General features: G+C 70.6%; 20 protein-coding genes. 19 read left to right on the top strand and 1 reads right to left on the bottom strand.

The annotated features are described in order from the left end of the window. Window position 1 precedes the first annotated feature (1 nt). Genes ABT295_RS08375 through ABT295_RS08320 form a run of 12 tightly spaced genes read left to right on the top strand, consistent with a single transcriptional unit; the run spans window position 2 to window position 12,267 of the window. Window positions 2-772, top strand: a complete 771-nt coding sequence (locus ABT295_RS08375) for an MlaE family ABC transporter permease (RefSeq protein ID WP_352393907.1) — start codon at window positions 2-4, stop codon at window positions 770-772. A 10-nt stretch (window positions 773-782) separates the two neighbouring features. Continuing rightward, window positions 783-1,637, top strand: a complete 855-nt coding sequence (locus ABT295_RS08370; RefSeq protein ID WP_502991080.1) for an MlaE family ABC transporter permease — start codon at window positions 783-785, stop codon at window positions 1,635-1,637. Further along, on the top strand, window positions 1,634-2,974 hold the full coding sequence (locus ABT295_RS08365) for an MCE family protein (protein ID WP_352393906.1): 1,341 nt from the start codon (window positions 1,634-1,636) through the stop codon (window positions 2,972-2,974). Before ABT295_RS08370 ends, ABT295_RS08365 begins: the two co-directional genes overlap by 4 nt. Continuing rightward, complete coding sequence (locus ABT295_RS08360; protein ID WP_352393905.1) at window positions 2,971-4,002, top strand: MCE family protein; 1,032 nt, start codon at window positions 2,971-2,973, stop codon at window positions 4,000-4,002. The genes ABT295_RS08365 and ABT295_RS08360 overlap by 4 nt, the downstream gene beginning before the upstream one ends. Continuing rightward, window positions 3,999-5,030: an MCE family protein gene (locus tag ABT295_RS08355; RefSeq protein ID WP_352393904.1), complete on the top strand. Its 1,032-nt coding sequence runs from the start codon at window positions 3,999-4,001 to the stop codon at window positions 5,028-5,030. Before ABT295_RS08360 ends, ABT295_RS08355 begins: the two co-directional genes overlap by 4 nt. Beyond that, window positions 5,030-6,247: an MCE family protein gene (locus ABT295_RS08350; protein WP_352393903.1), complete on the top strand. Its 1,218-nt coding sequence runs from the start codon at window positions 5,030-5,032 to the stop codon at window positions 6,245-6,247. Before ABT295_RS08355 ends, ABT295_RS08350 begins: the two co-directional genes overlap by 1 nt. Continuing rightward, a complete protein-coding gene (locus tag ABT295_RS08345; protein ID WP_352393902.1) occupies window positions 6,244-7,560 on the top strand; it encodes an MCE family protein in 1,317 nt (438 codons plus the stop codon). Before ABT295_RS08350 ends, ABT295_RS08345 begins: the two co-directional genes overlap by 4 nt. Beyond that, window positions 7,557-8,861: an MCE family protein gene (locus ABT295_RS08340; RefSeq protein WP_352393901.1), complete on the top strand. Its 1,305-nt coding sequence runs from the start codon at window positions 7,557-7,559 to the stop codon at window positions 8,859-8,861. Before ABT295_RS08345 ends, ABT295_RS08340 begins: the two co-directional genes overlap by 4 nt. A gap of 24 nt (window positions 8,862-8,885) precedes the next feature. Continuing rightward, window positions 8,886-9,497 (top strand): Rv1363c family protein, encoded by a 612-nt coding sequence (locus ABT295_RS08335; RefSeq protein WP_352393900.1) that lies wholly within the window; start codon window positions 8,886-8,888, stop codon window positions 9,495-9,497. Beyond that, complete coding sequence (locus ABT295_RS08330; protein WP_352393899.1) at window positions 9,481-10,218, top strand: hypothetical protein; 738 nt, start codon at window positions 9,481-9,483, stop codon at window positions 10,216-10,218. The genes ABT295_RS08335 and ABT295_RS08330 overlap by 17 nt, the downstream gene beginning before the upstream one ends. 52 nt (window positions 10,219-10,270) lie before the next feature. Continuing rightward, window positions 10,271-11,233, top strand: a complete 963-nt coding sequence (locus ABT295_RS08325) for a nitrilase-related carbon-nitrogen hydrolase (RefSeq protein WP_352393898.1) — start codon at window positions 10,271-10,273, stop codon at window positions 11,231-11,233. A 23-nt stretch (window positions 11,234-11,256) separates the two neighbouring features. After that, window positions 11,257-12,267, top strand: a complete 1,011-nt coding sequence (locus tag ABT295_RS08320; RefSeq protein WP_352393897.1) for an agmatine deiminase family protein — start codon at window positions 11,257-11,259, stop codon at window positions 12,265-12,267. Window positions 12,268-12,313: 46 nt separating this feature from the next. Here the strand turns inward: ABT295_RS08320 and ABT295_RS08315 are convergent, their stop codons facing one another. Beyond that, window positions 12,314-12,628, bottom strand: a complete 315-nt coding sequence (locus tag ABT295_RS08315; RefSeq protein ID WP_352393896.1) for a DUF4282 domain-containing protein — start codon at window positions 12,626-12,628, stop codon at window positions 12,314-12,316. On the opposite strand from ABT295_RS08315, the gene ABT295_RS08310 reads away from it, so the two are divergent. From ABT295_RS08310 to fusA, 7 genes are all read left to right on the top strand, one after another. After that, window positions 12,627-12,809 (top strand): hypothetical protein, encoded by a 183-nt coding sequence (locus tag ABT295_RS08310; RefSeq protein ID WP_352393895.1) that lies wholly within the window; start codon window positions 12,627-12,629, stop codon window positions 12,807-12,809. The genes ABT295_RS08315 and ABT295_RS08310 overlap by 2 nt on opposite strands. A 504-nt stretch (window positions 12,810-13,313) precedes the next feature. Further along, window positions 13,314-16,796 (top strand): DNA-directed RNA polymerase subunit beta, encoded by a 3,483-nt coding sequence (rpoB, locus tag ABT295_RS08305; RefSeq protein WP_502991079.1) that lies wholly within the window; start codon window positions 13,314-13,316, stop codon window positions 16,794-16,796. Window positions 16,797-16,919: 123 nt separating this feature from the next. Beyond that, a complete protein-coding gene (locus ABT295_RS08300; protein ID WP_352393893.1) occupies window positions 16,920-20,816 on the top strand; it encodes a DNA-directed RNA polymerase subunit beta' in 3,897 nt (1,298 codons plus the stop codon). 113 nt (window positions 20,817-20,929) lie between these two features. After that, window positions 20,930-21,460 carry a hypothetical protein gene (locus tag ABT295_RS08295; RefSeq protein WP_352393892.1) on the top strand — a complete coding sequence of 177 codons (531 nt, stop codon included), beginning with the start codon at window positions 20,930-20,932 and terminating at the stop codon, window positions 21,458-21,460. Window positions 21,461-21,832: 372 nt separating this feature from the next. After that, window positions 21,833-22,207 (top strand): 30S ribosomal protein S12, encoded by a 375-nt coding sequence (rpsL, locus tag ABT295_RS08290; RefSeq protein WP_020143255.1) that lies wholly within the window; start codon window positions 21,833-21,835, stop codon window positions 22,205-22,207. After that, window positions 22,207-22,677, top strand: coding sequence for a 30S ribosomal protein S7 (rpsG, locus tag ABT295_RS08285; protein ID WP_352393891.1), 471 nt, complete (start codon window positions 22,207-22,209; stop codon window positions 22,675-22,677). Before rpsL ends, rpsG begins: the two co-directional genes overlap by 1 nt. A 129-nt stretch (window positions 22,678-22,806) precedes the next feature. Beyond that, the gene (gene fusA / locus ABT295_RS08280) at window positions 22,807-24,924 is read left to right on the top strand and encodes an elongation factor G (protein ID WP_352393890.1); all 2,118 of its coding nucleotides are present in this window, start codon (window positions 22,807-22,809) and stop codon (window positions 24,922-24,924) included. The last annotated feature ends 29 nt before the right edge of the window (window positions 24,925-24,953 follow it).

Genomic DNA, 24,953 nt, shown 5'->3' with positions numbered 1-24,953 from the left:
GGTGACCGCACCGCTCACCGGCGTGCTGCGCCAGTCGGGTTCGCTCTTCGCGCTCGCCCTCGACGTCGTTCGGGCGCTGCCGCGGCGGCCCTTCCAGGTCAAGGAGTTCATCTCGCAGGCGTGGTTCATCGCGAGCGTGACGATCCTGCCCACGGCGCTCGTCTCCATCCCCTTCGGCGCCGTCATCGCGCTGCAGCTCGGCACGCTGACGAGGCAGCTGGGCGCGCAGTCCTACACCGGTGCGGCGAGCGTGCTCGCCGTCCTCCGCGAGGCGAGCCCCATCGTGACCGCCCTGCTCATCGCGGGAGCGGGCGGCTCCGCCATCTGCGCCGACATCGGCTCGCGCAAGATCCGTGAGGAGATCGACGCCATGGAGGTGCTCGGCATCAGCCCGATCCACCGGCTCGTCGTGCCGCGTGTGCTCGCCTCGATGCTCGTGGCCGTCCTGCTCAACGGGCTCGTCTCGGTCGTCGGGGTCGTCGGCGGCTACGTCTTCAACGTCATCGTGCAGGGCGGCACGCCCGGCGCCTACGTCGCCAGCTTCACGGCACTCGCGCAGCTGCCCGACCTCTGGACCGCCGAGGTCAAGGCCCTCGTCTTCGGCGCCATCGCGGCGATCGTGGCCGCCCACAAGGGGCTCGGTGCCGGGGGTGGGCCCAAGGGCGTCGGCGACGCGGTCAACCAGAGCGTCGTCATCACCTTCATGCTGCTCTTCGTCGTCAACTTCGTCATCACGGCCGTGTACTTCCAAGTCGTGCCGCAGAAGATCTGAGGAGGCGACGATGGCGACGAAGACCCACAAGCCCGCGGGGGAGCAGCTGCTCCACCTCGCGACGCGTCCGGCCCGCGCGCTCGACTCGCTCGGCGAGCAGATGCGCTTCTACGTGCGCTCGCTCGCGTGGAGCGGCCGCACCCTGCGCCGCTACAAGAAGGAGGTCGTGCGGCTGCTCGCCGAGGTGTCCCTCGGCACGGGCGCGCTCTCGGTCATCGGGGGCACGGTCGGCGTCATCGCGTTCCTCGCCTTCTTCACGGGCACCGAGGTCGGCCTGCAGGGCTACTCGTCCCTCGAGCAGCTGGGCACCGGGGCCTTCACCGGCTTCTTCAGCGCCTATCTCAACACCCGCGAGATCGCCCCGCTCGTCGCGGGGCTCGCCCTCGCGGCCACGGTCGGCTGCGGCTTCACGGCCCAGCTCGGCGCCATGCGCATCTCCGAGGAGGTCGACGCCCTCGAGGTGATGGGCATCCCCTCGCTGCCCTACCTCGTGACGACGCGGATGATCGCCGGCTTCATCGCGGTCATCCCGCTCTACGTGCTGGGGCTGCTCAGCTCGTACGCGGCCACCCGGTTCATCTCGACCGCGTACTTCGGGCAGTCGGCGGGCACCTACGACCACTACTTCCACCTGTTCCTGCCGCCGGGCGACGTGTTCTGGTCGTTCGTCAAGGTGATGGTCTTCGCCGTCGTCATCATCCTCATCCACTGCTACTACGGCTACACCGCGTCCGGCGGGCCCGCCGGGGTCGGCGTGGCGGTCGGCACGGCCGTGCGCACCTCGATCGTGGCCATCAACGTCGTCGACTTCTTCCTGTCGCTCGCCATCTGGGGCGCGACGACGAGTGTCCGGATCGCCGGATGAGCGCCACGGGTCCCGGGCCGCTCACCCAGCGCACCCGCCGGCGCATCGGGGCCAAGACCTACGGTCTCGTCTTCCTCGTCGTCGTGGCGCTGCTCGTCGGCCTCTCGGTCGCCGCGTTCCAGAAGCGGTTCACGCCCGTCGTGCTCGTCACGCTCGAGACGGACCGGCTCGGCAGCCAGCTGCAGGAGAGCTCCGACGTCAAGCTGCGCGGTCTCGTCGTGGGCGAGGTCCGCCACGTCGAGGCGACGGGCACCGGGGCGCGGCTCGAGCTGGCCCTCCAGCCCGAGGAGGTCGGCCGCATCCCGGCCGGCGTCAGTGCCCGGCTGCTGCCCAAGACGCTCTTCGGCGAGCGCTACGTCGACCTCGTGACCCCGGCTGCGACGGCGGCCCCGGCACGGTCGATCCGCGCCGGCGACGTCATCCCGCAGGATCGCAGCTCGGTCGCGATCGAGCTCGAGACGGTGCTCGACAACCTCTACCCGCTGCTGCGCACCGTCCAGCCGGCCAAGCTCGCCACGACGCTCAACGCGCTGTCGACCACCCTCGACGGCCGCGGTGACCGGATCGGCCGCAACCTCGTGCTCGTCGACCGGTACCTCAGGGCCCTGAACCCGAGCCTGCCGACGATCCAGCACGACATCACGCTGCTCGCCGACACCGCCGACCTCTACGACGGCGTCGCGCCCGACTTCTTCCGCCTCACCGAGTCGCTGCGGGTCACGAACCGGACGGTCGTCGAGAAGGACCAGCAGCTCGCGGCCTTCCTCGTCGGCACCGCCGGCTTCGCCGACGAGGCCGCCGGCTTCCTGCGCGACAACGAGCAGCGGATCATCCAGGTGGGGCGGGTGGGCCGGCCCACGCTGGCGCTGCTCGCGGAGTACGCGCCGACCTACCCCTGCGTGGCCTCCGGCCTCGTGGGCTGGCTCCCGCGCGCCGACGCGGCCTTCTCCGGGGGCACGTTCCACATCACCCTCGAGGTCGTGCCTCCCCGCCAGCCGTACCGCCCGGGGGAGGAGCCCCGGTGGGGCGACGACCGCGGGCCGCACTGCTACGGACTGCCCAGCCCGACCGGCTCGCAGGCGCAGCCCTTCGCGGGCCACCACTTCGACGACGGCACCGAGCGGGCGAGCAACGCCCCGCCCTTCTCCGCGGTGCCGCAGGCGCTCCTCGGTGACGCCAGCACCTCCGGGTCGGGCAGCGCCGGCACCGCGGACGAGCAGCGCGTCGTGGGCGCCCTGCTCGCCCGCGACGGCGCGGCGCCCGACCCGGCCACGAGCGGCATCCGGACGCTGCTCGCCGGCCCGCTCCTGCGCGGCACGGTGGTGAGCACCCGATGAAGGTCAGGGGCCCACTCGTCAAGCTCGTCGTCTTCGCGGCGGTCACGCTCTTCGCGACGAGCATCCTCGCGCTGACCATCGCCAACATCCAGCTCGGGTCCAAGGCGACCTACACGGCCGACGTCAGCGACGCGACGGGTGTCATCCCGGGCCAGGACGTCCGCATCGCCGGCGTACGGGTCGGCGAGGTCACCGACGTGCGCGTGGCACCGGGCTCGACGTCCGGCGGCGCGACGGCCCAGATCGACTTCTCGGTCCTCAAGAGCTCGGTCCTCACCCAGGGCACCGAGGTGACGGTCAAGTACCGCAACCTCGTCGGCCAGCGCTACCTCGCGCTGACCCAGGGCGCCGGCGCCCCCGCAGCCCTGGCCGACGGCGCCACGATCCCGCTCGCCCGCACGCACGCGGCGCTCGACCTCACGGTGCTCTTCAACGGGTTCAAGCCGCTCTTCGCCGCGCTGTCGCCGAGCGACGTCAACGAGCTGTCGGGCCTGCTCGTCCAGACCCTGCAGGGGGAGGGGGGCGACGTCAACACGCTCCTGGCCAGGACGGCGAGCCTCACCTCCACCATCGCCGACCGCGACGCCGTCATCGGCCGCACCGTCGACAACCTCAACACCGTGCTCGGCACCGTCGACGCGCACGACCAGCAGCTGCTCTCGCTCGTCGACCAGCTGCAGCGCTTCACGAGCGGTCTCGCCGCCGACCGCGAGACGATCGGCCGCTCGCTCTCCGGCATCAACACGCTGTCCGCCGAGACGGCCGACCTGCTCGTCTCCACGCGTCCGCTCGTCAAGGACGACGTGGCCCAGCTGCGCACCCTCGCGACCACCCTCGACAAGCCGGCCAACGTCAAGGAGTTCGAGGACTTCATCAGCAACGCACCGAACCGGATCACCACCCTGACGCGCACGGCGACGTACGGCTCGTGGTTCAACTTCTACCTCTGCAGGTTCGACACCAAGAGCCCGCTGCTGCCCGGCGTGACCCCCACCTACGACGTGTCGTCTGCGAGGTGCCAGCCGTGAGCATCCCCTTCCGAGAGCGCAACCCGGTCCCGATCGGTGCGATCGGCCTGCTCGTCATCGCCGTGGTGCTCTACCTGGCGTTCAACGCCTCGAACTTGCCCATCATCGGCGGGGGCACGGACTACAGCGCCGCCTTCTCCGAGGCCGGTGGCATCAAGCCCGACGACGACGTCCGCATCGCGGGCGTCAAGGTCGGCACGGTGACCGGCGTCGACCTCGAGGACGGCCACGTGCGCGTCGACTTCACCATCACCGAGGACGCGAGCTTCGGTCCCCAGACCGGCGCGTCGGTCCGGATGAAGACGATCCTCGGCGAGAAGTACGTCGCCCTCGACCCCAAGGGCCAGGGCCAGCTCGACGCAGGCTCCCAGATCCCCGTCACGCGCACGGTGAGCTCCTACGACGTCGTCAACGCCTTCCAGGACCTCACGACGACGACCGAGCGCATCGACACCGGCCAGCTCGCCACGTCCCTCAGCGTCATCGCGCACGAGTTCGAGGACAGCCCGCAGCACGTCCGAGCCACGCTCGACGGCCTCTCGCGGCTCTCACGGACGGTGGCGAGCCGCGACGCCGAGCTGGGCTCGCTGCTCAAGCGCGCCAACCGCGTCAGCGGTCTCGTGCGCAGCCGCAACGAGCAGGTGAGCACGCTCGTCAAGGACGCCGACCTGCTCATGGTCGAGCTCGTGAAGCGGCGCGACGACATCCGCACGCTGTTCCGCAACACCTCGGCCCTGTCGCAGCAGCTGACCGGCCTCGCCCGCGACAACCGGGCGCAGCTGAAGCCCGCGCTCGCCGAGCTCGACAAGACGCTGGCGCTGCTCCAGAAGCACGACGCGGACCTCGAGAAGACGATCCGGGCCATGGGTCCCTTCACCCGGGTCTACGCCAACACCCTCGGCACCGGGCGCTGGTTCGACACGTGGGTCTCCAACCTCGTCGTCCCCGTCGGCACCCCCGGCCTTTCCCTCCCGGGCACGAAGCTGCCCGCCCTGCTCCTTCCCGGCACCTCCGGAGGTGGTCGCTGATGTCCCCACGTGAGAGTCGTGGCCGTATGCCGTCCGGGCCGTTGCGCGCTCCCGTGACCCTCCTCGGCCGGGTCGTCGCGGGCCTCGTCGTCGTCGCGCTCGTCGTGACCGGGGTCGTCCTCTGGCCGCGACAGGAGCAGACGACGGTCAGCGCCGACTTCACCCGTGCCGTCGGGCTCTACCCGGGGTCGGACGTCCGCATCCTCGGCGTCAAGGTCGGCCAGGTCGACAGCGTGACGCCCGAGGGCGACCACGTGCACGTCACCTTCGGCTACGACGCGACCTACCGCGTGCCGGCGTCGGCGCAGGCCGCCATCGTCGCCCCGTCCCTCGTGTCGGACCGTTACGTCCAGCTGCTGCCCGTCTACGAAGCGGGCCCCGCCCTGACCGCCGGGACGCGGATCCCGTTGTCGCGCACAGCGGTTCCCGTCGAGCTCGATCGGGTGTCGCAGAGCCTCGACGATCTCATGGTCGCCCTCGGGCCCGACGGCGCCAACAAGGACGGCGCCGTGAACGACCTGCTGCGCACCTCCGCGGCCAACCTCGACGGCAACGGCGAGAGGATCAACGGCACGGTGCACGACCTGTCGACCGCCCTCTCGACGCTGTCGGGCAGCCGCGACGACCTCTTCGGCACGGTGAGGAACCTCCAGTCCTTCACCTCGATGCTCGCGACGAACAACAGCCAGGTGCGCCGGCTCAACGCCGACCTCGCGACCGTCGCCACCCAGCTGCGCGAGGAGCGCGAGAACCTCAAGGCCACGCTCGGCAGCCTCGGGGTGGCCGTCGACGAGGTGTCGGGGTTCGTGTCCGACAACCGGACCCTCCTCAAGCGCGACCTCGACCGCGCCGTGGCCGTCACCGGCACGATCGCGAAGAACCGTCAGGCGCTCGCCCAGGCGCTCGAGAACGCGCCCGTCGCGCTCTCGAACCTGCAGAACGCCTACCACCCCGAGACGGGCACGCTCGACACCCGCAACAACGCGAAGGGGCTCGACGACCCGCTCCTGCTCGTCTGCTCGATCCTCACCGGCCCCACCCGCACGGGCAACACCAGGCTCTGCGACACGGTGCGCAAGGCCCTGCTGGCGAAGCTGCCCAGGCTGCCCTCGCTGCCGAACGGCTCTGCGCTGCAGGGCGTTCCGCAGCCGGGCGGCCTGGTCGACCTCCGGGGGGCCGACGCGACCCTCGGCGGCCTGCTCGGAGGCCGGCGATGACGGGCCTGCGCGCGTGGCGTGCCGCGGCGGGCAGCCGTGCGCCGGGGCCGGTCAGGGCGACGGCCGTCGGGCTCGGCGCCGTGCTGCTCGCCGCGTCGGCCGGCTGCAGCGCCGCGGACCTCCCGCTCCCCGGTGGTGCGGGCGGCGGCGACGGCTCGTTCACGGTGACGGCGCAGTTCGCCGACGTGCTCGACCTCGTGCCGCGGTCGGCCGTCAAGGTCAACCAGGTCACGGTGGGCTCCGTCGAGGACATCCGCGTCACGGGCTGGACGGCCACGGTGCGGCTGCGGCTGCCGGCGGGCGTCGAGCTGCCCGACAACGCGACCGCCGAGCTGCAGCAGACCTCCCTCCTCGGCGAGAAGTACGTGGCGCTCGCAGCGCCGACCGACACCCCGCCCGAGGGCCGGCTCGGCGAGGGCGACCGCATCCCGCTCGCGCGCACGAGCCGCAACCCCGAGGTGGAGGAGGTGCTCGGCGCCCTGTCGTTGCTGCTCAACGGCGGCGGGGTCGCGCAGCTCAAGACGATCGAGACCGAGCTCAACGCGACGCTCCGGGGTCGCACCGGCGACGTGCGGGACCTCGTCGCGCAGCTGGGCACCTTCGTCGGTGGTCTCGACGCCCAGAAGGGGGAGATCGTGCGGGCCATCGACAGCATCGACCGGCTCTCGGCGACGCTGGCGAAGAACTCTGACGCGATCGCCAAGGCCCTCGACGAGCTGCCCCGCGGGCTGCGCATCCTCGCCGACCAGCGGCGGCAGCTGACCGCGATGCTGACGGCCCTGCAGCGCCTCGGCGACGTCGGCACCCGGGTGATCCGCGGGTCGCGGGCCGACCTCGAGGCCAACCTGCGCGCGATCAGCCCGATCCTGCGCCAGCTGAACCGGGCCGGCGACGACCTGCCCAGGAGCCTCCAGCTGCTCCTGACCTACCCCTTCCCCGCCTCCGCCCAGGGCACGATCAAGGGCGACTTCACGAACCTGTGGGCCACCCTCGACACCGATCTCGACACGGTCGCGGGCAACCTCGGCGTCGGCCGGCTGCCGTCGCTGCCGGGAGTCCCGCTCCCGCCCGTCCAGGTGCCGCCCCTGCCCGTGCCGTCGCTGCCGCTCCCGTCGGGGGCGCTGCCCTCCGTGCCCGTGCCCTCGCTGCCGTTGCCGTCGGTCAGCGTGCCGCCGCTGCCCAGCGTCTCGGTGTCCGGGCTGCCCCTGCCGACCACCCTGCCCGGGGGTCTGCCCGGCCTGGGGCGGTCCCGCACCGGTGCCGCCGGTGAGCCGGGGTGGTCGACGCTCTTCCCGACCGGAGGCTCCCGATGATCACCCGCACCGTGCGACTGCAGCTCGCCGCCTTCGCCCTGCTGTCGATCACCCTCGTGGCCGTGCTGTCGGCCCGCTACGTCGGCATCACCGACGCGCTCGCCGGGGGCAGCTACGTCGTGTCGGCCGACCTCGCGCAGTCCGGGGGCATCTTCGTCGGCTCGGAGGTCACCTACCGGGGCGTGACCGTCGGCCGGGTCGAGGGCCTGCGCCTGCAGGGCGACGGCGTACGCGTCGACGCTCGGCTCGACCGCGGCACCGAGGTGCCCCGCGACGCGTCGGCGGTCGTCGAGAACCGGTCCGCGGTCGGGGAGCAGTACCTCGACCTCCAGCCGGGCAGGGCGGGGCCCCCGTTCCTCGCGGACGGCGACGTCATCGCCCGCGGGCGCACCGCCTTCCCCGTCCGCATCGACCAGCTGCTCCAGCACGTCGACGACACGGTCTCGTCGGTGCCACGCGAGGCCCTCGTGACGACGGTCGACGAGCTCGCCGAGGCGTTCGCCGGGGGCGGCCGCGACCTCCAGCGGCTCGTCGACGCCGGTGACGACCTCACCGCGGCCGCGACCGAGGCCCTGCCGCAGACGACGCGACTGCTCGACGACGGCGAGACGGTGCTCGGGACGCAGGTGCGCAGCGGCGCGGACATCCGCACGAGCGTCGGCGGTCTCGCCGACGTCGCGGGCGCGCTGCGGGAGGCCGACCCCGACCTGCGCGTCGTGCTCGACCGGGGGTCGGTGGCCGCCTCCGAGCTCGACGCCCTCATCTCGGAGAACAAGCAGAGCCTCGCCGCCCTGCTCGCCAACCTCATCACCGTCGGCAACGTGACCACGGCCCGGCTCGACGGGATCGAGCAGCTGCTCGTCACCTATCCCGACGTCGTGGCGGGTGGCTACACGGTGGTCCCGGGTGACGGCACCGCGCACTTCGGCCTCGTGCTCAACGTCGACGACCCCCCGGCGTGCGAGGCCGGCTACGAGGGCACGACCAAGGTCGACCCCCACCGCACGACGGGCCTACCTCCGCTCAACCGCGACGCGCACTGCGCGGCCGCGCGCGGGTCGGGCACCGACGTGCGGGGCGCCCAGAACGCGCCCAAGCCGCGCCCGGGCCGGCGGAGCCCGCAGCGCGGGCAGAGCTACCCGATGGCCTTCGGCGCCACCCCGGTGCCGCTCGGCAACCGGGCCGTGACCTCCGGGCGCCCCTCCTCGTTGTCAGTGCAGTCGCCGGTCGTCCCGACCGGTGGCGCACGGCCCGGTGACGGTGCGAGCTGGCTCTGGATGATGCAGGAGGCGCTCCGCTAGCCGGTGACGGAAGGAAACCCCTCGATGACGATGCTGACCACCCGTCCCGACCCGGCGACGCCCGACCCCCTCGATCCCGACCCCCTCGAGCCCGACGACCTGGAGCCCGGGCCGACGGCCGGCGGCGCCGGCGCCCCGTCCGCCCGCACGTGGCGCCCCGCTGCACGGGTGCTCTGGGCGCTCGCGGTCGTGCTGCTCGTCGCGGCCGCGACCGTCGCCGGCACGCTGGGCCGGTCGGCGTGGCAGCAGCAGCGCTTGGCGGACGACCGCGCCGCGGCACTGGCGGCCGGCCGGGCCATCGCCGTCGACTTCGTGGCGATGCGCGCGACGAGCTTCGACGCCGACACCCGGCGCGTCCTCGACGCCGCGACGGGCGCCTTCGAGAAGGAGTACGCCTCGACGCTGGCGCAGCTGAAGCCGGTCGTCACCGCGAACCGCACGGTCTCGACGGTCGAGCGCGCCGAGGCGGCGCTCGCCTCCGGCGACGCCGACTCGGCGACCGTGCTCGTCGGGGTCGTGGCGCCCACGAGCAACGCCTCGACCCCGACGGCCGAGAAGAAGACGTACCGGCTGCGGCTCGGCCTCGTGAAGGTCGACGACGCCTGGAAGGTGAGCACCCTTGACTTCGTCAGCTGACACCCGACGCACCACCGTGGCCGCGCCGGCCGCGGGAGCCGCCGCACCCCGCCGGCGGGTGGCCGGCTCGCGACGCCGCCCGAGCGCGCACGATGCGGCGCAGGCGACCGCCGCGGGCCGCGCCGTGGCCGCCCCCGAGCGCCGGGACACCGAGGGCACCGGACCCGTCGGGACGACCGAGGCCACCGGGACCGCGTCGGCCGCCGGGGCCGCGTCGGCCGCCGTCCGGCGGCGTCGACGGGGCCTGCTCGCCCCGGCCGCCGCCGTGCTGCTGGCCCTGGCGCTGCTCGCCACCTCGCTCGTCGTCGCGCTGCGTCCCGCGGTGTCCGAGGCCGACCGCACCGCCGCCGTCGGCTCGGCGCGCACCACCCTCGAGAGCCTGCTCAGCTACAGCGGCGCGTCCTTCGACGCCCACGTGCGCGAGGTGACGCCCCAGCTCACCGCGCCGTTCCGCGACCAGTTCACGAAGGTCGCCGCGAGCGACATCAAGCCCATGGCCGTCAAGAACAGGGCCACCGTGCAGGCGAAGGTCTACGACGCCGGGGTGCTCGACGCCACGGGTGGCGGCGGGGAGGGCACGACGGTGCGGGTGATGGCCTTCGTCAACCAGGCCACGACGACCACCGCGCAGCCCGCGCCGGCCATCGACCAGAACCGCGTCATCGCGACGATGCGCAAGGTCGGGGAGCGGTGGCTCGTCAGCGACCTGACGGCGTACTGAGGCTCGCCGGTCCGCCTCGGCCGGTGGTTCCCGGGGGTGCATACTGCACGCTGTGAAGCTCATCCAGGCCAATGGTGTCCCCGAGTCCCTCGCCCGCGTCGACCAGCCCGACGCCGCGCCCGTCCGCATCGGTGTCGTCCAGCACGAGTGGACCGACGACCCGGCCGCGCTCGTCGAGACCCTGCGCGACGGCATCCGCACGGCGGCCGAGGCAGGCGCGCGGATCGTCTTCCTGCCCGAGCTGACGCTGTCGCGCTACCCGGCCGACACGCTGCCCGAGGGCACGCCCGCCGATCTCGCCGAAGACCTGGAGACCGGGCGGACCGTCTCCTTCGCCCGCGACGCGGCGCGCGACTTCGGCGTGCACGTGCACGCCTCGCTCTACGAGCGGGCCGACGAGGGCGACGGGCTCGGGTTCAACACCGCCGTCGTCGTCGCGCCCGACGGGCAGGTCGTGGCCCGCACGCGCAAGACCCACATCCCCGTGACGGCCGGCTACTACGAGGACCGCTACTTCCGCCCCGGCCCGCCCACCGACGCCTACCCGGTGGTCACGCTCGACGAGCCGGGCGTGCGCCTCGGGCTGCCGACGTGCTGGGACGAGTGGTTCCCCGAGGTGGCGCGCCTCTACTCGCTCGCGGGCGCCGAGGTGCTCTGCTACCCGACGGCCATCGGCTCCGAGCCCGACCACCCCGACTTCGACACCCAGCCGCTCTGGCAGCAGGTCATCGTCGGCAACGGCATCGCCAACGGCCTGTTCATGGTCGTGCCCAACCGCTTCGGCACCGAGGGCCTGATCACCTTCTACGGCAGCTCGTTCGTCTCCGACCCCTACGGCCGCGTCCTCGTGCAGGCGCCGCGCGACGAGGCTGCCGTGCTCGTCGCCGACCTCGACCTCGCGCAGCGCCGCGACTGGCTCGAGCTCTTCCCGTTCCTCGAGACCCGGCGCCCGGACTCGTACGCCGCCCTCACCGCCCCCGTGCGCGCCGAGCACCGGCGCCGGGCCGAGCAGTGAGCGACGCCGCCCCGGCGTGGGTCATGCCGTCCGAGACGGCGCCGCACGACTGCACGTGGATGGCCTGGCCGAGCCAGGGCTACACCCTCGGCGACACCCCGGACGAGGTGGCCACGGCACGGCGCACCTGGGCCGCGGTCGCGAACGCCGTCACCGCGTTCGAGCCGGTGCGCATGGTCGTCGTGCCGGCCGACGTGGAGGTCGCCCGGGCCCACCTGCACCCCGACGTCGAGATCGTCACGGCGGAGCTCGACGACGCGTGGATGCGCGACATCGGCCCGAGCTTCGTGCGCTCGGCCGACGGCCTTCGGCTCGGCGCGGTCGACTGGGTCTTCAACGGCTGGGGCGCGCAGGCCTGGGCGTCGTGGGAGCACGACGCCCGCATCGGCGCCCTCGTCGGCGGCCTGGCCGGCGCGGAGGTCATCGGCTCGCCGCTCGTCAACGAGGGCGGCGGCATCCACGTCGACGGGCTGGGCACCGTGCTGCTCACCGAGACCGTGCAGCTCGACCCCGGCCGCAACCCCGGCCTGGCGCGTGCCGACGTGGAGGCCGAGCTGGCCCGCACCATCGGCGCCACGCACTGCGTGTGGCTCCCACGCGGCCTGACCCGCGACTACGACGAGTTCGGCACCCGGGGGCACGTCGACATCGTCGCGACGATCCCCGCCCCCGGCGTCGTCCTGCTCCACGAGCAGCAGGACCCCGCGCACCCCGACCACGCCGTGTCGCGCGCGCTCCGCGAGCTGCTCGAGGACGCCCGCGACGCGCGCGGGCAGCGGTTCGAGGTCGTCGGCGTGCCGGCGCCGCGCACCCTGGCCGACGCCGAGGGGCCGGTCGACTGGTCCTACATCAACCACCTCGTCGTCAACGACGGCGTCATCGCGTGCACCTACGGCGACGAGCACGACGACCGCGCCCTCGGGGTGCTCGCCGAGGCCTACCCGGGCCGCCGGGTGGTCGGGGTCGACGCCCGCCCGCTCTTCGACCGGGGTGGCGGCATCCACTGCATCACCCAGCAGCAGCCCGCGCTGTGAGCCACCGCCCGGCCGAGGGGCTCTCCGGCCGGGCGGTGGGCGAGGCTCAGGCCTGGGGGAGGCGCTTGTGGATGTCCTCGCTCATGCGCACGACCGAGAGGTAGAACTCGAGGGTCATGCGGATGACGGCGAGGTAGATGACGAGGAAGACCGGGCCGAGGATGAGCGCGGTCAGGCCGGTTCCGGCGCCCTGGGCGAAGCCGACGAAGACGAAGATCAGCCAGCTGACGACGAGCGCCACGGTGGCGAGCAGGTAGACGAAGCGCACGAGGATCGGCGTCACGAAGTTCGTGAAGCTGAAGTCGAAGAGCGCGGTGAAGAAGCCCGCGCCCTCCTTGGTCGGGTCGGGGATGCTCGACATGCCCGAGGGTCCGGACGGCGACCCGGGGGCCGGGCCCGTCGCGCCCGTGGGCGCCGCGGGGGGCGGCGGCGGGGGAGGCGTGCTCGAGCCGCCGGCGGGCGCGGGCGACGAGCTCGGCATCGGTGTCGTCGGGTCACCGCCGGGCGGGCGGTTGAAGGAGGGCTGCTCGGGCGGGTGCTGATCGGACATGGCGTGCCTCTCGCGACGAGGGTCATGGGTTGACCTGCTGCGTTCATGCTAGGGCGGCAGGCCGTCACGGGGTGCCGACCACGGATGCCGGCCGCCGGCATCCGTGCAGGTCAGCGCCCTGCGGGGCCGTCGCGCCCGGCGTGTCGCGACGCGCCGTCGGCGGCGGCCCTTGACGCGGGGCCGGTTCGGGTCCATATTCGTCGCGTTCGCATGCGAGCCCCCGGTCCGGGGGGTGTGGCAGGTCAGACCACGGACGGCACGCCGGTTTTTCAGACCGGCGCCACCACCGCGGGAGATCTCCGCCCCTTGACCCGGCTGGACACTCCTGCCCTTTGCCGGTAGGCTAGGCCTTTGCGCTGCCCATGCCCTCCCTTCGCGACCTCCGTCGAGTCATCTCCCTGCCTTCCGGCAGGCGGCACGACCTCGGGACCCGCGAGCGGAGCCATGCGGCAACGCGGATCTGAAGATTCGAAAAAGGCCCGTGGAAGGACCCTCCTTGGCTGCCTCGCGTACTGCGACGAACATGTCCACTGCACAGACCCCTTCGGGGCGTCTGTCCTTCGCGAAGATTCGCGAACCACTCGAGGTCCCCGACCTCCTGGCGCTTCAGACGGAGAGCTTCGACTGGCTGCTCGGCAACGAGCGCTGGCAGGCTCGCGTCGCCGCGGCCAAGGCCGAGGGGCGCACCGACGTCCCGGACCGGTCCGGGCTCGAGGAGATCTTCGAGGAGATCTCGCCGATCGAGGACTTCAGCGGCTCGATGTCGCTGTCGTTCCGTGACCACCGCTTCGAGGAGACGCGCAAGACGATCGAGTCGTGCAAGGAGCGCGACCAGACGTACGACGCGCCCCTCTTCGTCACCGCCGAGTTCATGAACGCCCAGACGGGCGAGATCAAGAGCCAGACAGTCTTCATGGGCGACTTCCCGCTCATGACCGAGCGCGGCACCTTCATCATCAACGGCACCGAGCGTGTCGTCGTCAGCCAGCTCGTCCGCAGCCCGGGCGTCTACTTCGAGCGCACGCCCGACAAGACGTCCGACAAGGACATCTACACGGCGAAGATCATCCCGAGCCGCGGTGCCTGGCTCGAGTTCGAGATCGACAAGCGCGACATGGTCGGCGTCCGCGTCGACCGCAAGCGCAAGCAGTCGGTCACGGTGCTCCTCAAGGCCCTCGGCTGGACCGAGGCCCAGATCCTCGAGGAGTTCGGCGAGTTCGAGTCGATGCGCCTGACCCTCGAGAAGGACCACACCCAGGGCCAGGACGACGCGCTGCTCGACATCTACCGCAAGCTGCGTCCGGGCGAGCCGCCGACGAAGGAGGCCGCGCAGACCCTGCTCGACAACCTCTACTTCAACGGCAAGCGCTACGACCTCGCCAAGGTCGGCCGCTACAAGGTGAACAAGAAGCTCGGTCTCGACGCGTCGATCAACGACTCGACGCTCTCGATCGACGACATCGTCAAGACGATCAAGTTCATCGTGACGCTGCACGACGGCCAGGACTCGATGAAGGGCGTCAAGAACGGCGACGAGGTCGACGTGCGCGTCGAGGTCGACGACATCGACCACTTCGGCAACCGTCGCCTGCGTTCCGTCGGCGAGCTCATCCAGAACCAGGTCCGCACCGGCCTCTCGCGCATGGAGCGCGTCGTCCGCGAGCGCATGACGACCCAGGACGTCGAGGCGATCACCCCGCAGACCCTGATCAACATCCGCCCCGTGGTGGCGTCGATCAAGGAGTTCTTCGGCACCTCGCAGCTCTCGCAGTTCATGGACCAGAACAACCCGCTCGCGGGTCTGACGCACAAGCGTCGCCTGTCCGCGCTCGGCCCGGGTGGTATCTCCCGTGACCGCGCCCAGATGGAGGTCCGTGACGTCCACCCGTCGCACTACGGCCGCATGTGCCCGATCGAGACCCCGGAAGGCCCGAACATCGGCCTCATCGGCTCGCTCGCGTCCTACGGGCGGATCAACGCGTTCGGCTTCATCGAGACGCCGTACCGCAAGGTCGTCGACGGCCACGTGACCGACGACGTCGACTACCTGTCCGCCGACGAGGAGGACCGCTACGTCGTCGCCCAGGCCAACGCGCCGCTCGACAAGCAGAACAACTTCACCGAGGACCGCGTGCTCGTGCGCACCAAGGGTGGAGAGGTCGAGCTCGTCCCCGGCGACGAGGTCGACTACATGGACGTCTCGCCGCGCCAGATGGTGTCGGCCGCGACCGCGATGATCCCGTTCCTCGAGCACGACGACGCCAACCGTGCCCTCATGGGCGCGAACATGCAGCGCCAGGCCGTCCCGCTCGTCAAGAGCGAGGCCCCGATCGTCGGCACCGGCATGGAGTTCCGCGCCGCCCTCGACTCGGGCGACGTCGTCCGCGCCGAGAAGGCCGGTGTCGTGCAGGAGGTGTCGGCCGACCTCGTCACCGTCGCCAACGACGACGGCACGTACCAGACGTACCGCATCGCGAAGTTCGCGCGCTCCAACCAGGGCACGAGCTACAACCAGGTCGTCGTCGTCAACGAGGGTGACCGGCTCGAGGCCGGCGGCGTCATCGCCGACGGTCCCGCGACCGAGGGCGGCGAGATGGCCCTCGGGCGCAACCTGCTCGTCGCGTTCATGTCGTGGGAGGGCCACAACTACGAGGACGCGATCATCCTCAGCCAGCGTCTCGTCCAGGACGACGTCCTCTCCTCGATCCACATCGAGGAGCACGAGGTCGACGCCCGCGACACGAAGCTCGGCCCGGAGGAGATCACGCGGGACATCCCGAACGTCTCCGAGGAGGTCCTCGCCGACCTCGACGAGCGCGGCATCATCCGCGTCGGCGCCGAGGTCCGCGACGGCGACCTGCTCGTCGGCAAGGTGACGCCCAAGGGTGAGACCGAGCTGACGCCGGAGGAGCGCCTGCTGCGCGCCATCTTCGGTGAGAAGGCCCGCGAGGTCCGCGACACGAGCCTCAAGGTGCCCCACGGCGAGACCGGCACGGTCATCGGCGTCAAGGAGTTCCGCGCCGACATGGGCGACGACCTGCCGCCCGGCGTCAACCAGCTCGTCCGCGTCTACGTCGCGAACAAGCGCAAGATCACCGACGGTGACAAGCTCGCCGGCCGTCACGGCAACAAGGGCGTCATCTCCAAGATCCTGCCCGTCGAGGACATGCCGTTCCTCGAGGACGGCACGCCGGTCGACGTCGTGCTCAACCCGCACGGTGTGCCGCGTCGTATGAACCTCGGCCAGATCCTCGAGCTCCACCTCGGCTGGGCTGCCAGCCGTGGCTGGAAGATCGAGGGGAACCCGGAGTGGGCCAAGGAGATCGCCCCCGACGCGCACGAGGCCCCCGCGGGCTCGCGCGTGGCGACGCCGGTCTTCGACGGCGCCTCCGAGGACGTCGTCACGGGTCTGCTCGACTCGACGCTCAAGACGCGCGACGGGGTCCGCCTCATCGACGCCTCGGGCAAGACGCGCCTCTTCGACGGCCGCTCCGGCGAGCCGTTCCCGGAGCCCGTCGCGGTCGGCTACATGTACATCCTCAAGCTCCACCACCTCGTCGACGACAAGATCCACGCGCGTTCGACGGGCCCCTACTCGATGATCACCCAGCAGCCGCTCGGCGGTAAGGCCCAGTTCGGTGGCCAGCGCTTCGGTGAGATGGAGGTCTGGGCCCTCGAGGCGTACGGCGCCGCCTACACGCTCCAGGAGCTGCTGACGATCAAGTCGGACGACGTCCCCGGTCGCGTGAAGGTCTACGAGGCCATCGTCAAGGGCGAGAACATCCCCGACTCGGGCATCCCGGAGTCGTTCAAGGTCCTCCTCAAGGAGATGCAGTCGCTGTGTCTCAACGTCGAGGTCCTGAGCAGCGACGGCACCACGATCGAGATGAAGGAGTCCGACGAGGAGGTCTTCCGCGCGGCGGAGGAGCTCGGCATCGACCTGAGCCGGCGCGAGCCGTCCAGCGTCGAAGAGGTCTGAGAAGGCCACCCAACGACCAGCGGTGCGTATGCCGCCGGGCCCGCCCAGCGGCATACGCACCCTCGTCAACGAACACCACCTCAGACCTATTGACTCAACGAGAGTTACGAGAGAAGGAACCACGTGCTCGACGTCAACTTCTTTGACGAGCTGCGCATCGGCCTCGCCACCGCCGACTCCATCCGCCAGTGGAGCCACGGTGAGGTCAAGAAGCCCGAGACCATCAACTACCGCACCCTCAAGCCGGAGAAGGAGGGCCTGTTCTGCGAGCGCATCTTCGGCCCGACCCGCGACTGGGAGTGCAACTGCGGCAAGTACAAGCGCGTCCGCTTCAAGGGCATCATCTGTGAGCGCTGTGGCGTCGAGGTCACGCGCGCCAAGGTGCGTCGCGAGCGGATGGGCCACATCGAGCTCGCCGCCCCCGTCACCCACATCTGGTACTTCAAGGGCGTGCCGAGCCGCCTCGGCTACCTGCTCGACCTCGCCCCGAAGGACCTCGAGAAGGTCATCTACTTCGCGGCCTACATGATCACCTCCGTCGACGACGACCAGCGCCACGCTGACCTGCCGTCGCTCGAGGCGCAGATCCAGGTCGAGAAGAAGGAGATCGAGAACCGCCGCGACGCGGACGTCGAGTCCCGCGCGCAGCTGCTCGAGCGCAACGTCGCCGAGCTCGAGGCCGAGGGTGCCAAGGCCGACGCCAAGCGCAAGGTCCGCGACCAGGCCGAGCGCGAGATGAACAACATCCGCAAGCGTGCCGACCAGCAGGTCGAGCGCCTCGAGCAGGTGTGGGACCGCTTCAAGAACCTCAAGGTCCAGGACCTCGAGGGCGACGAGATCCTCTACCGCGAGATGCGCGACCGCTTCGGTCTCTACTTCGAGGGCGGCATGGGCGCCGCGGCGATCCAGAAGCGCCTCGAGTCCTTCGACCTCGACGCCGAGGCCGAGCTGCTCCAGGAGATCATCGCCACCGGCAAGGGCCAGAAGAAGACCCGCGCCATCAAGCGCCTCAAGGTCGTCAACGCCTTCCAGATGACGACGAACCACCCGTCGGGCATGGTCCTCGACGCGATCCCGGTCATCCCGCCGGACCTGCGCCCGATGGTGCAGCTCGACGGTGGCCGCTTCGCGACCTCGGACCTCAACGACCTCTACCGTCGCGTCATCAACCGCAACAACCGCCTCAAGCGACTGCTCGACCTCGGTGCCCCCGAGATCATCGTCAACAACGAGAAGCGGATGCTGCAGGAGGCCGTCGACAGCCTCTTCGACAACGGCCGTCGTGGTCGCCCCGTCACGGGCCCCGGCAACCGTCCGCTCAAGTCGCTCTCGGACATGCTCAAGGGCAAGCAGGGCCGGTTCCGCCAGAACCTGCTCGGCAAGCGCGTCGACTACTCCGGCCGATCGGTCATCGTCGTCGGCCCGCAGCTCAAGCTGCACCAGTGCGGTCTGCCCAAGCAGATGGCGCTCGAGCTGTTCAAGCCGTTCGTGATGAAGCGCCTCGTCGACCTCGACCACGCGCAGAACATCAAGTCGGCCAAGCGCATGGTCGAGCGCGCGCGCCCGGTCGTGTGGGACGTCCTCGAAGAGGTCATCACGGAGCACCCGGTGCTGCTCAACCGCGCACCCACGCTGCACCGTCTCGGCATCCAGGCGTTCGAGCCGCAGCTCGTCGAGGGCAAGGCCATCCAGATCCACCCGCTCGTCTGCTCGGCCTTCAACGCCGACTTCGACGGTGACCAGATGGCCGTCCACGTGCCGCTGTCGGCGGAGGCGCAGGCCGAGGCCCGCATCCTCATGCTGTCGAGCAACAACATCCTCAAGCCCGCCGACGGTCGCCCCGTGACCATGCCGACCCAGGACATGATCACCGGCATCTACCACCTCACCGACGCCATCGACGGTGGCGGCATCGGTGCGGGCCGCGCGTTCTCGTCCCCGTCGGAGGCCCGCATGGCCTTCGACCGTGGCGAGATCCTGCTCGGCTCGGCGATCAAGCTGCGCCTGACGGACGCGGTGCCCCCGGCCGGCTTCGAGCTGCCCGAGGGTGTCGAGGCCGGCGAGGACGGCATCGTCGCGAGCCTCACGCTCGAGACGACGCTCGGCCGCGCCATCTTCAACGACACGCTGCCGCTCGACTACCCGTTCGAGAACCGCCCGGTCGACCGCAAGCGCCTCTCGGCGATCGTCAACGACCTCGCGGAGCGCTACTCCAAGGTCCAGGTCGCCGCGTCGCTCGACGCCCTCAAGGAGGCCGGTTTCCACTGGTCGACCCGCTCGGGCTGCACCGTCGCCATCTCCGACGTCACGACGCCGGACAACAAGACGAGCATCCTCGAGGGCTACGAGACGAAGGCCGCCAAGGTCCAGACGCAGTACGAGCGTGGCCTCATCACCGACGACGAGCGCCGCCAGGAGCTCGTCGAGATCTGGACGCAGGCCTCCAACCAGGTCGCCAAGGAGATGGAGACCAACTTCCCGCGCACGAACCCCATCTACCGGATGGTGTCCTCGGGTGCTGGTGGTAACTGGTTCCAGATCCGTCAGATCGCCGGCATGCGAGGCCTGATGGCCAACCCGAAGGGCGAGATCATCCCGCGCCCGATCAAGGCGAACTTCCGTGAGGGCCTCACGGTGCTCGAGTTCTTCATCTCGACGCACGGTGCCCGCAAGGGTCTGGCCGACACGGCGCTGCGTACCGCCGACTCCGGCTACCTGACGCGTCGTCTCGTCGACGTGTCGCAGGACGTCATCATCCGTGAGGACGACTGCGGCACCGAGCGTGGCCTCAAGCTGCCGATCGCCCAGGTCAACGAGACGACCGGCACGCGCGCCCCGAGCGAGGTCGTCGAGGCCTCGGTCTACGCCCGCACGCTGGCGGAGGACGTCGTCGTCGACGGCGAGACCCTCGCCGTGGCCGGCATCGACCTCGGTGACGTCGTCATCGACGCGCTCTACGCGGCCGGTGTCGACGAGGTGCGGATCCGTTCGGTCCTCACCTGCGACAGCAAGGTCGGCACGTGTGCGGCCTGCTACGGCCGCTCGCTCGCGACGGGCAAGCTCGTCGACATCGGCGAGGCCGTCGGCATCATCGCGGCCCAGTCGATCGGTGAGCCCGGCACGCAGCTGACGATGCGTACCTTCCACACCGGTGGTGCGGCCGCGGCCGACGACATCACCCAGGGTCTGCCGCGTGTCGTCGAGCTCTTCGAGGCCCGCACCCCCAAGGGTGTGGCCCCGATCGCCGAGGCCACCGGCCGCATCGAGATCGAGGACACCGACAAGGCGCGTCGCATCCTGCTCACGCCGGACGACGGCTCCGAGCAGCACGCGTACCCGGTCAGCAAGCGCTCGCGCCTGCTCGTGGGTGACGGCGACCACGTCGAGGTCGGCACCAAGCTGGTCCAGGGCGCGATCGACCCCAAGCAGGTCCTTCGCATCCTCGGCCCGCGCGCTGCGCAGAAGCACCTGGTGGACGAGGTCCAGCGCGTGTACCGCCAGCAGGGTGTGTCGATCCACGACAAGCACATCGAGGTCATCGTGCGCCAGATGCTGCGTCGCGTGACGATCATCGAGGCCGGCGACGCCGACCTGCTGCCCGGCGAGCTCGCCGAGCGGGGTCGCTTCGAGGACGAGAACCGTCGCGTCATGGCCGAGGGTGGCCGTCCGGCCGCCGGTCGTCCGGAGCTCATGGGCATCACCAAGGCCTCGCTCGCGACCGAGTCGTGGCTCTCGGCGGCGTCCTTCCAGGAGACGACCCGCGTGCTCACGCAGGCCGCCATGGAGGCCAAGTCGGACCCGCTCCTCGGGCTCAAGGAGAACGTCATCCTCGGAAAGCTCATCCCCGCCGGCACGGGCCTGCCCCGCTACCGGAACGTCAAGGTGGAGCCGACCGAGGAGGCCAAGGCCGCGATGTACTCCCTGCCCAACTACGACGCCTACGACTACGCAGGCTTCGGCACGGGCAGCGGCGAGGCGATCCGCCTCGACGACGAGGCGCTCGGGCTCGACCAGTTCTGACCGGCGCCGGGTCACCCTCGGGTGACCCGGGCCGACGGACCGCCGACCGGCCCGGTTCCCCCTCGGGGGAGCCGGGCCGGTTCGTCGTCCCCTCCCGTCGATAGGGTGGTGCCATGACCGAGCCCACCGCCGACGTGCCCCCCGCGCCCGAACCCGCCGACGGCCCGACGCCGACGATCATCGTGCTCACCGAGGAGGCGCTGCGCCCGGCGGACGTCGACAAGATCGTCGGCCTGCACGAGGACGAGGCGGCCACCTACCGGGTGCTCGTCCCGGCCGACACCGAGCGCAACCTGCTCAGCTCCTTCCTCAACCACCTCAGCCTCTTCGAGATGCGGGAGGCCCTCGAGGCCCTGCGCCCCGTCGATCGCGCCGAGGCGCGCACGGACGCCGACACGGCCCTGGACACCACCCTCGCGGAGTTCGGGCGCCACGAGGTCGTCGTCACGGGCGAGATCACCGCCGACGACCCGATGCCCACGCTCGTCGAGGAGGTCGGCCGGCTCGACGCGCGCGAGGTCGTCGTCGTCACCGAGCCGCACGCGGTCGAGGACACCTTCCACACGGACTGGGCCTCTCGGGCGCGTGAGGAGCTCGGGGTGCCGGTGCTGCACATGTATGCCGGCGACTGGCGCCTCGGCTGAGCGAGGGCGTCCCGCGTCGGCTGCGCGGCGGCATACCGCATCGGCCCTCGACAGCGTGCGCTATCCGATTTGGTCGGCGTGCCGCGCCCCGGTACGCTTGAACACTGTGTCTGAGACATGCGCTCAGGCATGTGCGACGACGGCCCCGGTGCCCTGTCTGCCCGCTCGCGCGGGACGGCATCACTGCGGTCCACGAGCAGCCCTCCCGCCGGGCACCCCTTCCCTCCGACCGCCCTCCGGGCGCCGGGACGGCAGGGGAGTGCAGGGGGGAGAACCGGATCCGACACACCCGACCTCGGGGGTCGAGGGTCCGAACAGCCAAGGAGCCGACCCCGGTCGGCCGACAACGAGCAACGTTATGGAGTAACCAGGTTGCCTACCATCAACCAGCTGGTCCGCAAGGGCCGCCAGGACAAGGCCAGCAAGGCCAAGACCCCGGCGCTCAAGGGCTCGCCCCAGCGCCGTGGCGTGTGCACCCGCGTGTACACGACCACCCCCAAGAAGCCGAACTCGGCCCTGCGCAAGGTCGCCCGTGTGCGCCTCAGCTCCGGCATCGAGGTCACGGCCTACATCCCGGGCGTCGGCCACAACCTGCAGGAGCACTCGATCGTGCTCGTGCGCGGTGGTCGTGTGAAGGACCTCCCGGGTGTGCGGTACAAGATCGTCCGCGGCACGCTCGACACCCAGGGTGTCAAGAACCGCAAGCAGGCTCGTAGCCGTTACGGCGCGAAGAAGGAGAAGAGCTGATGCCTCGTAAGGGACCCGCTCCGAAGCGCCCGCTCGTCGTCGACCCGGTCTACGCCAGCCCGCTCGTCACGCAGCTCGTCAACAAGATCCTCCTCGACGGCAAGAAGTCGATCGCCGAGACGATCGTCTACGGCGCCCTCGAGGGCGTCCGGGCCAAGACCGGCACCGACCCCGTGCCCACGCTCAAGCGTGCGCTCGACAACGTGAAGCCGGCCATGGAGGTCAAGAGCCGCCGCGTCGGTGGCGCCACCTACCAGGTGCCGATCGAGGTCAAGCCGGGCCGCAGCACGACGCTGGCCCTGCGCTGGCTCGTCGGCTACTCCCGTCAGCGTCGCGAGAAGACGATGACCGAGCGCCTGATGAACGAGATCCTCGACGCGAGCAACGGCCTCGGTGCCGCTGTCAAGCGCCGCGAGGACACCCACAAGATGGCCGAGTCGAACAAGGCCTTCGCGCACTACCGCTGGTGACCAGCGGCCCGGTCGGTGTGCCGGAGCACGCCTCACGGCACACCGACCGGGCACGCGCCCACCCGTCGCACGACGGGCACACGGCGCCCACGATTTTCACTCCACGACGAATGAGACGAGAAACCTGACGTGGCACTCGACGTCCTGACGGACCTCAAGAAGGTCCGCAACATCGGCATCATGGCGCACATCGACGCTGGCAAGACCACGGTGACGGAGCGCATCCTCTTCTACACCGGTGTCAACCACAAGATCGGTGAGACCCACGACGGTGCGTCGACGACCGACTGGATGGAGCAGGAGAAGGAGCGCGGCATCACGATCACGTCTGCCGCCGTGACCTCCTTCTGGGAAGGCACCCAGGTCAACATCATCGACACCCCCGGACACGTGGACTTCACGGTCGAGGTCGAGCGCTCGCTGCGCGTCCTCGACGGTGCCGTCGCGGTGTTCGACGGCAAGGAGGGCGTCGAGCCCCAGTCCGAGACGGTGTGGCGCCAGGCCGACAAGTACGACGTGCCGCGCATCTGCTTCGTCAACAAGATGGACAAGCTCGGCGCCGACTTCTACTTCACCGTGCAGACGATCAAGGACCGCCTCGGTGCGGAGCCGCTCGTCATGCAGCTCCCGATCGGTGCCGAGAACGACTTCCTCGGTGTCATCGACCTCGTGTACATGCGTGCCCTCGTGTGGCCCGGCGACGCCAAGGGCGACGTGACCATGGGTGCGAAGTACGAGATCGCCGAGATCCCGGCCGACCTGCAGGCGAAGGCCGAGGAGTACCGCACGGCCCTCGTCGAGCGCGTGGCCGAGGCCGACGACGAGCTCATGGAGAAGTACCTCGGTGGCGAGGAGCTGACCCCGGAGGAGATCAAGGGCGGCATCCGCAAGCTCACGGTCAACTCCGAGCTCTACCCCGTCTTCTGCGGCTCCGCGTTCAAGAACCGCGGCGTCCAGCCGATGCTCGACGCGGTCGTCGACTACCTGCCGTCGCCGCTCGACGTGCCCCCGATGATCGGGCACAAGCCCGGCGACGAGAGCGTCGAGCTGACGCGTGCGCCCAGCAAGGACGAGCCGTTCTCGGCCCTGGCCTTCAAGGTCGCCACGCACCCGTTCTTCGGCACGCTGACCTTCATCCGCGTCTACTCGGGCCACATCAGCTCGGGCACGAGCGTCATCAACTCGACCAAGGGCCGCAAGGAGCGCATCGGGAAGCTCTTCCAGATGCACGCCAACAAGGAGAACCCCGTCGAGGAGGCCATGGCCGGCCACATCTACGCGGCCATCGGCCTCAAGGACACGACGACCGGTGACACCCTGTCGGACGTCAACGAGCAGATCGTGCTCGAGTCCATGACGTTCCCGGACCCCGTCATCCAGGTCGCCATCGAGCCCAAGACGAAGGGCGACCAGGAGAAGCTCGGCACGGCCATCCAGAAGCTCTCGGCCGAGGATCCGACCTTCCAGGTGCACCACGACGAGGACACCGGCCAGACGATCATCGCCGGCATGGGCGAGCTGCACCTCGACATCCTCGTCGACCGCATGAAGCGCGAGTTCAAGGTCGAGGCCAACGTCGGCAAGCCGCAGGTGGCCTACCGCGAGACGATCCGTCGCCCCGTGCTCAAGTACGACTACACGCACAAGAAGCAGACGGGTGGCTCCGGCCAGTTCGCCAAGGTGCAGGTCACCTTCGAGCCGCTGGGCGAGACCGAGGACGGCTCGATGTACGAGTTCGTCAACGGTGTCACCGGTGGCCGCGTGCCGCGTGAGTACATCCCGTCGGTCGACGCCGGCATCCAGGACGCCATGCAGTACGGCGTGCTCGCCGGCTACCCCCTCGTGGGCATCAAGGCGACCCTGAACGACGGCGCCTACCACGACGTCGACTCCTCGGAGATGGCGTTCAAGATCGCCGGCTCGATGGTCCTCAAGGAGGCCGTCCGCAAGGCCGACCCGGTCCTGCTCGAGCCGATGATGGCCGTCGAGGTCCGCACGCCCGAGGACTACATGGGCGAGGTCATCGGCGACATCAACTCCCGCCGTGGCCAGATCCAGGGCATGGAGGACATCAGCGGCGCCAAGGTCGTCAAGGGCCTCGTCCCGCTGTCCGAGATGTTCGGCTACGTCGGCGACCTGCGTTCCAAGACGCAGGGTCGCGCGAGCTTCTCCATGGAGTTCGACTCCTACGCAGAGGTCCCCAAGGCTGTCGCCGAGGAGATCATCAAGAAGACCCGCGGGGAGTGACTGCGGGGTATCCCGTAGTCTCTTCCATC

It is taken from the genome of Terrabacter sp. NPDC000476 (assembly GCF_040300125.1).
In the GTDB taxonomy this organism is placed as follows: domain Bacteria; phylum Actinomycetota; class Actinomycetes; order Actinomycetales; family Dermatophilaceae; genus Terrabacter.
The sequence above is the reverse complement of the archived record's forward strand: the minus strand, read 5'-3'. Positions and strand labels throughout refer to the sequence as shown.